The sequence below is a fragment of the Streptomyces sp. NPDC111802 genome, assembly GCF_055634335.1.
This window is the reverse complement of record NZ_JBVKCZ010000088.1, coordinates 1-13,612: the sequence shown is the minus strand read 5'-3', so window position 1 is coordinate 13,612 and position 13,612 is coordinate 1. Positions and strand designations below refer to the sequence as shown.

Here is a 13,612-nt window from a genome sequence, read left to right as displayed (position 1 = left end):
AAACGGTGGTACAGCCACACAGCGTGACTGATCACCTCAGCCGGGAATCGGTACCCCTTGTACGACACCGACGCCTCAGCCTCCACCGCGAGCCCCTCCCAAGACGACCTACATCAAGATCATCTCACGCCCCCGCAGACAACTTGATAGCGCCACAATTTGAACACGCACGTCAGCCGCACCATGCGGCGGCTGATCGCCGCGCGATTATGGCTGACCGTCTACCAATTGCCGCCGTACGCTCCCGAGCTCAACCCGGTCGAGGGCGTGTGGTCGCACCTGAAGAGATCCCTGGCCAACCTCACCAAACACAGCCTCGACCAGCTCACGCGCTGGTGAAGACCCGGCTCAAACGGATGCAGTACCGACCTGGTCTCATCGAGGGCCTCATGGCCAAGACCGGGCTCGACTTCGAACTGCCGTAACCCCAGCCGTTAAAAATCTCTGGAGGTGGCACCTTTGCGCCGCCCCAGGGATTCACTAATTCACAAGGTTACCCAGAGTGCGCCCTCTTCGCCACCGCTTCCGTCTGCAATTGGTTGGCTGGTTAAGCCATCATGACGTCTCTGGTGCTTTCCGCCGGCGTGGCCATCACGTTCTTGGTTGGACAGGGTATACCTGGTCTGCCTTGGTATATCCGTGTTGTCGGCTGCAGGGGTAGCACGCTCAGGGCGCAGGTATGGGAATGCGAAGAATTGCTGGTCTAAATGGGAGGGGCTGGGATGAGCAACATAGGCCAGCCGCTGCACGGAGCGTCGGTGGGCGTCGGTGCAATGGCGTGTTATCTGCCGCGGTTTCGTGTGGATCTGCGGCGCTGGTGCGAGTGGACCGGTCAGGACTGGGGAAAGATCGGATCGGTGACTGGGCGTGCATTTCGCATGTGCGGGCCACACGAGGACGTATACACGATGGCTGCTAATGCGGTGCTTCGGCTGATCATCGACAATCGGCTGGACGCGCGCCGTATCGGGTTTTTGGCGTTGGGTACCGAGTCAAGCAGCGACAATGCGGTGGGGGCGGTCACGGTCCGGGGCATGGTGGACCAGGAGTTGCGGCGTCGTGGCTTGCCGGGCTTCGCGCGCGATGTGGAGGTGCCGGAGCTCAAGCACGCCTGTCTGGGCGGGATGTATGCACTCACCGGTGCTGCCCGATACGTGCTGTGCGATCCCGATCAGCGTCAGGCGGTGGTTGTCGCTTCTGACATCGCCGAGTATGAACGCGGGAGTTCTGGGGAGCAGACGCAGGGTGCTGGTGCCATCGCCATGCTGGTGGAGTGCTCGCCGTCGCTTTTGGTGCTTGACCTAGCCAACGCCGTGGGGGCTTCTGCCTACCGTGGCCCGGATTTCCGTAAGCCGACCGCCCGCCACTACCTCGATGACTATGCGCCGCTCACTCAGCGTCCGAGTGATTTCCCCGTGTTCAGTGGCCGGTACTCGGCCGCAGCGTATCTCGACCAGGTTACTCACGCGGTCGAGGCGCTTTGGAGCCGGCTGGGCGTCGAGCCCCGTGCTCATCTGCATGGCCTGCGGGCGCTGTTTCTTCATCGTCCATTTCGGCACATGCCGATTCGGGCCAGTTCCTTTATCTATATACGGGCGCTAGCCGCTTCCCCATCGGGACAGCCTGAGTTCGAGCGGCTCTGCCGGGCTTGCGGCGTCAAGCCCGACGATGTGCTCGAAGAACTCGATTCGGAGCCGGATCTTCACGCCTTGATCGTGGCTGGTGAGCCGTGTCCTGATCCGTATCCTGCTACCACCGCGGCGAGCACATATCTGCGTGGCCAGTCGGCCTTTCGGTCGTTCATCGAGGAAAAGCTGCGTCCGGGCGGTAGCCTTCTAGACGAAGTGGGCAACCTATATTCGGCGTCCCTTCCCGCAGCATTGGCGGTTGGGCTGGAAACCGCTGCTGGGGCCGGTGAAGAGCTCCTGGACGCACCCATGCTGGCCATCGGCTATGGCAGTGGAGATGCGGCGCTTGCGCTTCCCTTCACTGCTGTGGCGGGGTGGCGGGACGCGGCGCGCAGGATTGGATTCGCTAAAGCTCTGCAGTACCCCGTGGACCTGGACCGTGAGCAGTACGAAGCCCTGCACGATCATGGGGAGCTCCCCGGGCTGCATCTGCATCCCCTGGACGAGTTCGTGATCGACCGGACTGGCACTGAATTTCGGCGTGACTTCCAGGACCTTGCCGTCGCCTACTATGCCTACGAGTACTGAAATGGGCACTGAGGCAGTGAAAGAGCAGGATGGGCCGGGAGCGCCGCCGTCACACAACGGCGAGGACGTTGCCGCGTGGATCGATGAGGTGTCGCGGGGTGAGCGCAAACTGCACCAAGTGCCCCCTGGGGTTGCTGCGGGTGAGGCTGCCCGGCTGCGGCGTGGCGCGTTGGAACAAAGACGGCAGGTTAGCCTGCTTCACATCGGCCGCCACTCCATGCATTTGGACGGAGCGCGCTGCGAGAACCTCATCGGCGCGATCCAAGTACCGGTTGGCGTGGCAGGGCCACTGTTCCTTCGCGGCCAGTATGTGCACGACGAGGTGTTTGTCCCCCTCGCGACCACAGAGGGCGCTCTTGTAGCGAGCGTCGCGCGTGGTTGCCGGGCCCTGAAGGAGGCCGGGGGGGCAACGGTTCGGGTGGAGGACATCGGGATCACCCGGGCTCCGCTGTTTTGTACGTCCGGCATTGATGAGAGCCTGCGCCTGATCGCCTGGGTGTCCGACCATGAAGATGATCTGAGGGAGGTGGCCGAGCAGACCAGCGCCCGGCTGCGACTTGTCGAGGTGCGGCCGCAGGCCGTGGGCAGTTCAGTCTATTTCCGCTTTCGTTTCACCACGGGTGACGCGATGGGGATGAATTTGGCCACTGTGGCGTGCGAGCGCATCGTTCGTGACGTGATCGAACCAGCGACCGGTGCTCGTTGTGTGGCGCTTTCCGGTAACTACTGCACCGACAAAAAGCCCGCTGCGGTGAACGTGCTTGAGGGACGCGGCAAGCGAATCTTTGCTGAGGCTGTCCTAGACGCTGCCGTGCTGGCTCAGGTCCTGAAGACCGATCCGCAGCGGCTGTGTGACGTGCAGTACCGCAAGAACCTTCTGGGCTCGGCCATGGCGGGCGCTCTTGGTGGCTTCAACGCCCACTACGCCAACATGGTGGCCGCTCTCTTCCTCGCCACCGGTCAGGATGTGGCCCAGGTCGCCGAGGCGTGCCAGGGAATTACCTGCGTCGAGCCGCGTGACGGTGGGGTCTATGCCTCGGTCTACCTGCCCGATGTTCCTCTGGCGGCCGTCGGCGGCGGCACCCTACTTGATACGCAGCGCGAGGCCCTAGGACTACTCGGCATCGGCAGTGACGCGGCGCAACCGGTAGGGCATGGGGCGATGCGGCTGGCTGAGATCCTCGGCGGGGTTGTCCTGGCCGGAGAGCTCTCCCTGCTTGCCGCTTTGGCCACAGGAACACTCGCCATCGCTCACCAGCGCTTGGGCCGACCGGTTAGGGCAGAACCTTAGAGCCCGGCGGCTGACGGCCGCCGAACTGAGCTCATCGGCCGGGTGGTCTCGCACAAAACGCCTCAGGGAGGAAACGTTGACGGTAGAGCTGACAATCCGGGACTCCATCGCAGAAATCATCCTGGACCGGCCCGGCAAGCGGAACGCGATGACCCAGGCCATGTACCGGCAACTGGCACATGCCTTCGCGCGCGTGCGCGATGACCCGAACATTCGCGTGGCCGTGCTGCGAGGGTCCACATGTGAGGCATTCTGTGCCGGCGCTGACCTCACCGAGGCCGCTCCTGGACTGACTGGAGGCCAGTTCGACATCTCAGCGTGGGACGGCGCCCATCTGAAGAACACAAACCTGTTCAAGCCCGTTATCGCCGCGGTCGACGGCTACTGTCTGGGCGGCGGCCTTGAACTTCTGCTCGGAACGGACATCCGCATCGCCGCGAGCACCGCCGTCTTCGGACTGCCCGAAGCAGGTGTCGGCCTGGTCCCGGCAGGTGGCACGCTCACCCGACTCGTGCGTCAGATTCCCTACGCACACGCCATGGATCTCCTTTTGACCGGCCGCCGCATCGATGCGACCGAAGCCCACTCGATCGGGTTGATCAGCACGGTCGTCAATCCTGCTGATTTACTCACTGCCGCGCACGACAAGGCAGCAGCTCTCGCGCGGCTCAGCCAGCAGTCACTGCACGTCATCAAAGAATCGGTGATGCGCCTGAGCGATATGCCACTATCCGCCGCTCTGCACGCCGAAGCCGTCTACGGGCAAAAGGCGTTTCTGGGGAAAGAGGCAGCTGAGGGCCTCGCAGCCTTCTCCGAGAACCGCCTGCCAGACTTCAGCACGTCCTCGACGCCCTCATAGCCCGCCGCGCCACGTAAAGCGCTGTTACCGAGATGAGGACTCCATGACACCTTCGGACTCCTGCGAACTCGACCACCCCAGCCATGCAGTGGGCCCTCTACACCCTCCGCTGCTGCTACACACTATCGGCGATGACTTCGACCACACCGCATCCCAATACCCCGATCGCGATGCACTTGTCGAGTACTGGACCGGACGACGCTGGAACTACCACGAACTACAGGCCGATATCCACGCAGTGGCTCTCGGTATGCTCGCCCTTGGAGTATCCCACGGCGACCGAGTCGGACTATGGGCTCCCAATTGTGCAGAATGGGTTCTCATCCAGTACGCAACCGCCAAGATCGGCGCGATCCTCACCCCAATCAACCCCGCATGCCGACTCCCCGAACTGCGCTTTGCTCTCAGGCAATCCGGTGTCAGCACCATCATCGCCGCCGCCGAATTCAAGGGCACCAGTTACCCCGAACTCCTCGACAAGGTCCGGCCCGACTGCCCCGACCTGAAGCGCACTCTGATCATCGACAGCTCGGACTGGCACGCCATGCTACGGAGCGGCCGCCACAGCGACCCACGAGCACTAACCCAGGCCCAGCAAGCGTGCTCAGTCTCCGACCCAGTCACCATTCAATACACCTCAGGCACCACCGCCACACCCAAAGGCGCGACGCTGTCGCATCACAACATCCTCAACAACGCCTACTTCGTGGGAACAGCACTCGACTACACCGACCGAGACCGACTCTGCCTGCCCGTGCCCCTCTTCCACTGCTTCGGCATGGTGCTCGGCACGCTGGCCTGCACCATCCGGGGTGCCTGTATCGTGCTCCCCGCCCCAGCCTTCGACGCTACAGCCACACTCCAGGCAATCGAGCAAGAACGCTGCACAGTCCTATACGGCGTCCCCACCATGTTCCTCGCCGAACTCTCCGCACTAAACCTCAGCACCTACCGCATGTCGAGCCTCCGCACCGGCATCATGGCCGGCGCCCCCTGCCCGAGACCCCTCTTCGAAGAGGTGGTACAGCGTATGGGTATCTCTGCACTGACCACCTCATTCGGCATGACCGAAACATCCCCCACCGCAGCCCAGTCCCACGCCACCGACCCGCTCGACCAACGACTCACCACCACCGGGCCCCCACTACCCCATACCGAAATCAAGGTTGTCGATCCCGACACAGGCCACATCCAACCCCGCGGCGTACCAGGCGAAATCTGTATCCGCGGATATCTCGTCATGCTGGGCTACTGGAACGACTCCGCCCACACAGCAAACGCCGTGGACAGCGAAGGCTGGATGCACTCCGGCGATCTCGGCACCATGGACAGACCCGGACGCATCACCATCACCGGACGCATCACCGACATGATCATCCGAGGCGGGGAAAACATCTCCCCACGAGAGATCGAAGACGTCCTACGCGCCCACCCCGATATCCACGACGCAGCCGTCATCGGCATCCCCCACCCCCGCTTAGGGGAAGATCTCATGGCATGGATCCAACCTCGCCCAGGAACCAGCCCTCCACACCCCGATGAACTACGCACATACTGCGCAGACAAACTAGCCCACTACAAAATCCCTCGAGGAATACGCTTCGTCGACGCGCTACCCACCACGGCAACAGGAAAGATACGCAAAACAGAACTACGCGAGGCAGCCCACAAGGGCATGCGAGGAGAGGGCGAGGGGGTGTTATCAAGTTGAGGAGCGGGGTGGGATGATCTTGGTGTAGATCGTCGTGGGAGGGACCGGATCGTGGATGTCGCTGCGCCGTCGTACCGGGGGTTCCGGTATAAACCGACTTCCGTGACACCCGTAACCGCCTGGCCACCACCGGCGGCGGAACCTGCTGAGCAAACAACTCGGCAGCCTCAAAACGAACTTGCTCTCTCACGGCCCGTTGCTTCGGAGTCAGGCCACCCCCATCGGAATACCACACAACTACCGGCATACACCCAAAGACTGATCCACCGTCACCCCGAAGAGAAGACCTCAGTTGTTCTTCTCGGTCATCTCCCGACGCAGCCGTTCCAGCTCCGCGCGTTCACCATCACGCAGCCGGCCGCCCGAGGCAGCGGGCGCCGGCCGGTCGGAGGAAGCCGAGCCGTTCCTCCTCCAGCGTGAGACCCAGCTGTGCAGCGTCCCGGGAGGACCCCGAGGTCCTCGGCCACCTCCGGGATGGGTTTGCCGGTCTCGATCACGATGCGTACAGCACCCTCACGGAACTCCGCCTCGTACTTCTGTTGCATGGACCCCATGAACCTCAACTCCCCCTGGTATCACGGACTCCACGCTACGAGGGGACCCTCAGGGTGCCTACGAACGGACGCCGGGTGAGAGCAGGGCAGGGGGAGGGATGCGGCAACGGTGGGCGGTGACGTGGCTGCTGTGTGCCGCCACGACTGCGGGTCTGATCTTGTGTGGTTAGTGAGTCCCAAGGACATCGGGAACGCCGCCTCTGTGGCGGCAGCCGTGGTCGGCCTGTCCGGTGTGCTGGCGGTGTGGGGATAGCGACGGTATTACTCCAGACTTGAACGGCAGCGAGGGGTTCCGCTTCTGGGGTTCGGCAAGTGTGAGAGCCGTGCCGTCCGACATCTCGAGATCGAGAGCCCCACGACGTTAAATAGCCGTCTTTAACCCGTGTCTGGCTCCGGGTGAATCACTTCTTCCGGGTGGAGGAGGAGGGTAACTCCCCCGGTGGCAAAGTTGTTGACATCGGCTGATGCTGCCTGTCCCTGCGGGGAGGCCAGGAGATTTTCCATGTCCTCGCGTGTTTCTGTGCAGAGCTCGGCGATCATGTAATAGGGAGGCGGGGGCTCTCCGTTCCGTGTCTCGAAGAACCCGATGGTCCATCGTTTGACTCTGGGTAGTTGTTTTCCCAGAGGGATGTGGATGTTCCGGTAGTGTTCTTGAAACGCGGCGGGATCGTCGGGGTAGCCGAAGAGGCAAATGAGCCGGTGCATAATGCGTCCCCTTGGTTGTTACTCGCGTGGCGGGGCGATGTTGTGGCTGGGCTTGAAGATGTTGTCCGGGTCCCAGCGGGCTTTGACGCGTTCGAGCAGTGCACGTGTAGTGGGGTCGTATGCCGCACTTGCTGCTGCGGGCCCCTCATCAGCGAGGTAGTTGACATAGGCGCCGGTACAGAAGGGGGCGAGGCGTTGGCTAAGCCCTCGTGCCCAGGCGATGCCACGGTCATCGTCTTCGGGGCTGTCCCACATGCCAACGGCATTGATCAGATAGGGGGCATGGCGGTGAGCTACGGCCGTGTGTCCTTGCGGGACGCGGGTGACGGCACCGCCGAGCTGGTGGATGAGGATCTGGGCCGAAGGCGAGGGGGGCCGCGCGGCGTATTCGACCATGTCTGCGATCAACTGGGCTGGAAGGTCGGTGACGTAGCCCGGCTTCCAGTAGTTGCGCAGTCCTGGGGGCGAGCCTGCATCGAGCAGGGACTGCAGCTGGGGGTAGGGCATGGGCTGCACGAGGTCCACTGCGGGTGGGCCGAAGGAGCGCAAGGGCTCGGCGAGGTGTTCTCGCTCCTCGGCGTGGCCGAGGGCGCATAGGGCGACCATGAGTGCGGGCCTGCCGCGTACTCCCGCTGGAAGGGCGGCATCGGGTGGGGCGGTGAAGAACGCGGCGGCCGTGGTGATCGAATCGGGTGCCGTGCGGCACCAATCGGCGTAGAAGCCCAGGACGTCCTGGGCGTGTTCGAGGGGATGGATGACGTAGCCGCCCAGGACTTCGGTCACCGGGTGCAGGCGGTAGGTGAATTCGTGCACGACGCCGAAATTGCCCCCGCCGCCGCACAGGGCGGCGAACAGCTCGCTATTCTGCGACCGGTCAGCGGTGATCACTCCGTCGCGGGCCGTCACCAGGGCCGTCTGGGTCAGGTTGTCGCATGCCAGGCCATAGGCCCGCATCAGCCAGCCGACCCCGCCACCGAGGGTGAGGCCGGCGACGCCTGTGGTGGATATCATCCCGCCCGTGGTTGCCAGCCCGTAGGCGGCCGTGGCCCGGTCTAAATCGCCCCAGGTAGCCCCGCCTTGTGCCCGGGCGACGTACTCGCCCGGGCAGACGTCCACGGCGCGTAGCAGGCCAAGGTCGAGGACCAGGCCCTCGCTACACGTGCCGCTGCCGGTGACGTTGTGTCCGCCTCCTCTCACGGCGAGTGGGAGGTGGTGGTCCACGGCAAAACGGATACTCAGCTCGATGTCGGCGACCGTGCGGGGACGGGCGATGAGAAGAGGACGGCGGTCGATCATCCCGTTCCAGACCCGGCGCGCGCTGTCATATGCCGAGTCGGAGGGGCGGATGACGTCGCCGGCGAAGCTGCGTTCGAAGGCTGCGTCGGCACGTCGGGGGATGAGTGCCTTCACTGATGGGGCATTGCTGGGCCCTTTGCCGGAAGGACGGGAAGGGTGTGTCATACGGCTGTCCACGCTCCGTCCACGACCAGGCCGTGCCCCAGGACGTGGGAGGCAGCCGGCGAGCAGAGCCACATCACTGCGGCTGCGACTTCCTCGGGCGTGGTGAACCGCCCGGTGGGGGCGGACGCCCGCAGCTCCTCAACCGCTGCGGCATCCCCGCGTACGACGTGGTGCATCATGTCGGTGGGCACCGGGCCAGGGCATACGGCATTGACGCGGATACCGCGTGCGGCGTAGTCGACAGCGGCTGCTCGGGTCAGCCCTAGAACGGCGTGCTTACTGGCGACATATGCGGTTGCCTCGCGCGAGGCAACCAGGCTCAGGGTCGAGGCCAAGTTCACGATCACACCGCTGCCCTGATCCAGCATCTGTCGGATCTCGGCCTGCATGCACAGCCAGACGCCCTTCACGTTCACAGCAAAGATCCGGTCCCACACCTGTGGGGAAAGGTCGGCCGCGGTCTGTCCCGGCTCATTGACGCCAGCGTTGTTGACAGCGCAGTCCAGGCGGCCGTATGCGCACACCACTTCAGTGATCAGCTCAGCCGTATGTTCCGGCCGTGTCACGTCACACTCCTGATCCAGCGCAGTGCCACCGCTGTCTCGGAGCATCTGTGCGGTCTTCGCCGCCGCGGCACCGTCGATGTCTGCGATCACTACTACGGCCCCGGCCCGAGACAAAGCCACCGCACAGGCCTGTCCGATTCCCCTGGCACCCCCGGTGACCAAGGCCACCTGGCCAGTCATGCTCCCGCCGTCCGGCCCAGCACGCTCTCCCATGACACTCCCCTCTGTTGTCGATGGCCTCCGTATTCCCGCCTTCGTTCTCAAGCCTGGGGCCCCGCGACGCAGCTGAGGATCAGTGTGTGGGGACAGTCCAGGTACTTCTTCCAATACGGCGCTCCGTACGAGGCGAGCCCCTCGTCGGTGACCTTCGGCCAGATCCACTCCAGGCTCTCGAAGCCCGCAGCGCGCGCAGCCTCCTCCTGGGTGGTGCGGGACCACCGGTAGGCGGTAAGGGAGAAGGTGGGGTGTTCGGGAAGCGTGATGGCCAGTGTCAGTGGTGCACCATCGGGCACCTCCTGGTCTCCGTCAACAGTCACCAGCTCGAAGTCGTAGTCGGCGTAGTATCCAGGCGCCACCGCTGCTTCCGGGTTCAGCGCATAGGTGATGCAGCGTCCACCAGATACTGGCAATGCCCGCCGCGCGGTACGGAACAGGCCCCGCAGCGCTTCGACGGTCGGGGCATACGGGGTCACATACACACCGGCCACCAGGTCGAAGGCACCGTCCAGTTCGGGATCGGGTGCATCGGCTGGGCGCGTGATATCGCGATGGAGGTACTCGATGCCCAGCCGCTCCCGCTCCTCCCGCTGCCGGGCATAGCCGAGCATGCCCTCCGAAACATCCACGCCCACGACACGCCTGGCACCATGGGAGCGCAACCGCCGACTGTAAACCCCACTGCCACACCCGAGATCAAGAACTGACAATCCCTTGATTTCCCCAAGCGCCTCAAAGTAACTCGGATACTCAAGATCACGGCGTACCGCCATATCCGCCGCCGTACTCTCGTAAGCGAGGGCCAAACCATCAAACTGACTACCCACGCGAACCTCCAAATAGTTCTGCCCGACAAACCACAGAAGCGAAGTCCCACCGCCAGCGAGGAAAGACCTACTGCCACGGGAAGCGTCATCTAAGTGATCCGGGTTGCCTAGGGCGGATCCAAGCCATTTCCGGACTCACTACGGGTAAACCAGATCGGGATGAGCTAGCCGCCCCAGCCACAGCCTCCGCTGGATAACACCAGCAGCACATACCAGCACATCGCGACACACCAACCCCGCGTAGAACAATGATCGATAACGGGGGTCGCATAGATGATCAGCCTGGGGGCGCGAGCTCGACTCGGGTAGGTCTGGTAGGTCTTGGAGTGCAGCATGAAGGATGGGACGGACTCCACCGGGCCGCCGGGTATGGATTTCCATACTTCGCCAACAGCCTATTGTCGAGTTTTCCGGCGCCAGGGCCGATATCGGATCGACCACTCCGGCAGAGCCCGCCGTCTGGAATGTTATTAGGACGAGTCATTCGTTCGAGAGCCAGGCATGCAAGGTTCGGGGGGTAAGTCCGTACCTCTGTTTGAATATCGGATTGCGTCGGCCTGTCTCGAACCAAGGTTTTCCGGTTGCCATGGCTTCACGTAACATCTCGGTAAAGGCGATATAGAAGGGGCTGAAGCCGGCGCAGGCGTCATAGTCGACACCGCATGCCCAAAAATGCAGCCGGGTGTCATCGGCGAGGGCGAGGGCTGAACCGACCAGGCGTTCGCCGAGGCGTAGTTCCAGTACCCGGGCGTCGTCTCCCAGGGCGAGAACGAATTTCTGGAAGAGCCCGGGCTGGTAGTAGCTGGAATTGTTGTACTTCGCGGCTGTGGCCCGGGCCAGGCGTACGAACCCGTCCAGATCTGCGCGACCAGGGTGTGTGAATGCGGTGGTTAGCCCAGCTTGTTCGGCGCGGCGCAGGTCGTGACGCAGGTTGCGACGTGGCCTCGTGGCGAGTGTGGTCAGGTAGTCGTCGAAGTCGCACACCTTGGTCAGGTCGAGTCCCCATCCGATGTCGATCTCCACCGAGCGCATGCCGGCTTCGGTGAGATGCCGGGTATGTGGTCCCGCTTCGTCGACATTGACCATGCCGTATAGCTGTGCACCCGTTTCTCTTGCCTGGCGGCGCAGTGCGGCGAGCGTGGTCCGTACTGCCTCACCGTCGTCGTCTTCATGTACGGGCAGGACGGTGTCGAAGCAGTGCCAGACATGGGAGAGCAGTACGGGCAGGCCCAACGCGTGTGGGAAGTGGTCAGTGAGGACCCCCATGGGATCGACGTCCTGCTGGAGGTAGGTGGGCAGCGCCGCTCGCACCTGCCCGTGCTGGTCGGTGACGATGAGGTATGAAGTGCGCTGGACAGGGTGCAGGGGGTGTTGTTCGAAAGCGCTCAAGAACGGGCGGCGGTAGAAAACCGGGGCTCGTGCTGAGGTCATGAACTGGTCCCACTCGACGCCGATGTCAGTAATCGAAGCATGGACGCGTACGTCGAGACCGCTCACGGGTTGGCTCCTGTGGGCTGAGACCAGTTGATGATCACTTTGCCTGCGGTTGCCTCAGCTGCTGTGGCGAATGCCTTGGCATGTTCCTCGATCGGGAAGTGATGGGTGACGGTGTATGACGGGTCGATGCCTTGCTCGACGAGGCGTGCCATGCTCTGCCAGGTATCGAATACACGGCGACCGCTGACGCCTTGGACGGTGAGCATCCGCAGGGAAATAGCGGCCCAGTCGGTAGGGATCAGGTCGCCGGGAAGTCCCAGAACGGCGATCTTTCCGCCGCGGCTGACGGCGGAAAGGACATCGCGGAGCGCGTTTCCGTTTCCTGACATTTCGAAGCCGATGTCGAAGCCGTCACCGAGCCCGAGCTCCTTGACCACTCGTGCAACGGCCCCCGCACGAGCCTCGATGGTGTGCTGGACGCCGGCCGCTCGGGCGAGGGCGAGGCGGAACGGGCTAACGTCAGTGACCACCACCAGACGTGCCCCACGGTGCCTGGCAACTGCGGCCGCCATGACGCCGATCGGGCCTGCACCAGTGACCAAAACAGTACGGCCTTCCACAGAAAACGTATCGGCGACGTGGACGGCGTTGCCAAACGCATCGAAGACGGCTGCCGCATCCAGGGACACACCGCTGCGGTGCACCCAGACGTTCTCGGCGGGAAGGACTAGGTAGTCGGCGAATGCCCCATCGCGCTGCACGCCCAGGCCCTCCGAGAACGGACACAGATGTCGCTTCCCAGACCGACAGTTCACGCAGAGGCCGCAGGTCAAATGCCCTTCGCCGCTGACGATGTCACCGACCCTCAGTTCTCCGGACTCGGGGCCGGTCTCCACGATCTCGCCGACGAACTCATGACCGATCACGCGGGGCGGGACAATCGTCCGCGCCGCCCACGGGTTCCACTCGTGGATGTGTACGTCAGTACCGCAGATACCAGACCTCAGGACTCGAATGAGCACATCGCGACGGCCCGGAGCCGGAACGGGCACGTCAAGAAGGGCCAGCCCCGGCCCTGGTCCCGGCTTGACTAAGGCCCTCACCGTTCAGGACTCCTGCTGTGCATGGCCTCAACGGGTACCGCGGCGCGCCCGGTCATTTCGGTCCGCAAGCCAGGGTCGAACAGCCGCCGCTTATGCACGGTCAGCTGAAAGAGGTGCGGCCGCCCGTCACCTGTGAACTCTCCCGGCGGAAGGCACCACTGGTGCCGCACCCTAAAAATCTGCCGAAACGACATGGCCAGAAAATCCTCGCGCATTCCAGCAAATTCGCCAGAATGGCTAAATATCGGAGCCCTCAATTTCGACTTCTCCTGAAGAATGACCATTCTCAGATCCACTGCTAGATCGATTCCATAGCTAGCGCCCGGCCCCGGGGAATACTTGGCACTTCACTTGACACGCGAACCATCAATCATCTACTTGAGTTTGATTCCATCAACAACTAGACGACTTCGGGAAGCGATGACCGGGTGACGCCCCCAGTAACCGGATTCAGCTCTTTGCGCCCGCGAGACGCACGCCAGATCTAAGCAGTGCACCGCACGCGCCCAGTGCCGTACAGGACTCGCAAGCAGCGAATATCGTGCACACGACGCCACTTTGCGCCTTTGTGACAACACCGTTGCGTTTGGATCTTGAGGTGCTTGTCAAGGGGGTGCGGGAACGAGGCAACGGGACTCCTGGTAGATCAACTTGTTGCGAAGCGAG

Annotated in this window: 10 protein-coding genes and 2 pseudogenes; 5 read left to right on the top strand and 7 right to left on the bottom strand. The window is 63.2% G+C overall.

Annotated elements, in window-relative coordinates; translation table 11 throughout:
• Window positions 1-156: 156 nt before the first annotated feature.
• From ACZ7NC_RS42595 to ACZ7NC_RS42575, 5 genes and pseudogenes are all read left to right on the top strand, one after another.
• Window positions 157-425 (top strand): annotated as a pseudogene (locus ACZ7NC_RS42595) (transposase); the annotation flags it as partial.
• A gap of 297 nt (window positions 426-722) precedes the next feature.
• A complete protein-coding gene (locus tag ACZ7NC_RS42590) occupies window positions 723-2,216 on the top strand; it encodes a hypothetical protein (RefSeq protein ID WP_471497240.1) in 1,494 nt (497 codons plus the stop codon).
• 1 nt (window position 2,217) lies between these two features.
• Entirely contained in the window at window positions 2,218-3,507 is a 1,290-nt protein-coding gene (locus tag ACZ7NC_RS42585; RefSeq protein ID WP_471497238.1) for a hydroxymethylglutaryl-CoA reductase, read from the top strand.
• 76 nt (window positions 3,508-3,583) lie between these two features.
• The gene (locus ACZ7NC_RS42580) at window positions 3,584-4,366 is read left to right on the top strand and encodes an enoyl-CoA hydratase/isomerase family protein (RefSeq protein WP_471497236.1); all 783 of its coding nucleotides are present in this window, start codon (window positions 3,584-3,586) and stop codon (window positions 4,364-4,366) included.
• Window positions 4,367-4,409: 43 nt separating this feature from the next.
• The gene (locus tag ACZ7NC_RS42575; RefSeq protein ID WP_471497234.1) at window positions 4,410-6,077 is read left to right on the top strand and encodes an AMP-binding protein; all 1,668 of its coding nucleotides are present in this window, start codon (window positions 4,410-4,412) and stop codon (window positions 6,075-6,077) included.
• A gap of 88 nt (window positions 6,078-6,165) precedes the next feature.
• Here ACZ7NC_RS42575 and ACZ7NC_RS42570 read toward each other — a convergent pair.
• From ACZ7NC_RS42570 to tdh, 7 genes and pseudogenes are all read right to left on the bottom strand, one after another.
• Window positions 6,166-6,312 (bottom strand): annotated as a pseudogene (locus tag ACZ7NC_RS42570) (helix-turn-helix domain-containing protein); the annotation flags it as partial.
• A 694-nt stretch (window positions 6,313-7,006) separates the two neighbouring features.
• Window positions 7,007-7,336, bottom strand: a complete 330-nt coding sequence (locus ACZ7NC_RS42565; RefSeq protein ID WP_471497232.1) for an EthD family reductase — start codon at window positions 7,334-7,336, stop codon at window positions 7,007-7,009.
• 18 nt (window positions 7,337-7,354) lie between these two features.
• Window positions 7,355-8,746 carry an FAD-binding oxidoreductase gene (locus tag ACZ7NC_RS42560; RefSeq protein ID WP_471497230.1) on the bottom strand — a complete coding sequence of 464 codons (1,392 nt, stop codon included), beginning with the start codon at window positions 8,744-8,746 and terminating at the stop codon, window positions 7,355-7,357.
• A gap of 47 nt (window positions 8,747-8,793) precedes the next feature.
• A complete protein-coding gene (locus ACZ7NC_RS42555) occupies window positions 8,794-9,543 on the bottom strand; it encodes a glucose 1-dehydrogenase (protein ID WP_471497228.1) in 750 nt (249 codons plus the stop codon).
• A gap of 80 nt (window positions 9,544-9,623) precedes the next feature.
• Window positions 9,624-10,406 (bottom strand): class I SAM-dependent methyltransferase, encoded by a 783-nt coding sequence (locus tag ACZ7NC_RS42550; RefSeq protein ID WP_471497226.1) that lies wholly within the window; start codon window positions 10,404-10,406, stop codon window positions 9,624-9,626.
• Window positions 10,407-10,886: 480 nt separating this feature from the next.
• Window positions 10,887-11,903: a GNAT family N-acetyltransferase gene (locus tag ACZ7NC_RS42545; RefSeq protein WP_471497224.1), complete on the bottom strand. Its 1,017-nt coding sequence runs from the start codon at window positions 11,901-11,903 to the stop codon at window positions 10,887-10,889.
• Entirely contained in the window at window positions 11,900-12,946 is a 1,047-nt protein-coding gene (gene tdh, locus ACZ7NC_RS42540; RefSeq protein ID WP_471497221.1) for an L-threonine 3-dehydrogenase, read from the bottom strand. The genes ACZ7NC_RS42545 and tdh overlap by 4 nt, the downstream gene beginning before the upstream one ends.
• Window positions 12,947-13,612 lie beyond the last annotated feature (666 nt).

Bases quoted from the DNA above. Each gene is read 5' to 3' on its own strand.
- ACZ7NC_RS42590 (WP_471497240.1), top strand. From the start codon at position 723: ATGAGCAACATAGGCCAGCCGCTGCACGGAGCGTCGGTGGGCGTCGGT.
- ACZ7NC_RS42585 (WP_471497238.1), top strand. From the start codon at position 2,218: ATGGGCACTGAGGCAGTGAAAGAGCAGGATGGGCCGGGAGCGCCGCCG.
- ACZ7NC_RS42575 (WP_471497234.1), top strand. From the start codon at position 4,410: ATGACACCTTCGGACTCCTGCGAACTCGACCACCCCAGCCATGCAGTG.
- ACZ7NC_RS42565 (WP_471497232.1), bottom strand. From the start codon at position 7,336: ATGCACCGGCTCATTTGCCTCTTCGGCTACCCCGACGATCCCGCCGCG.
- ACZ7NC_RS42555 (WP_471497228.1), bottom strand. From the start codon at position 9,543: ATGACTGGCCAGGTGGCCTTGGTCACCGGGGGTGCCAGGGGAATCGGA.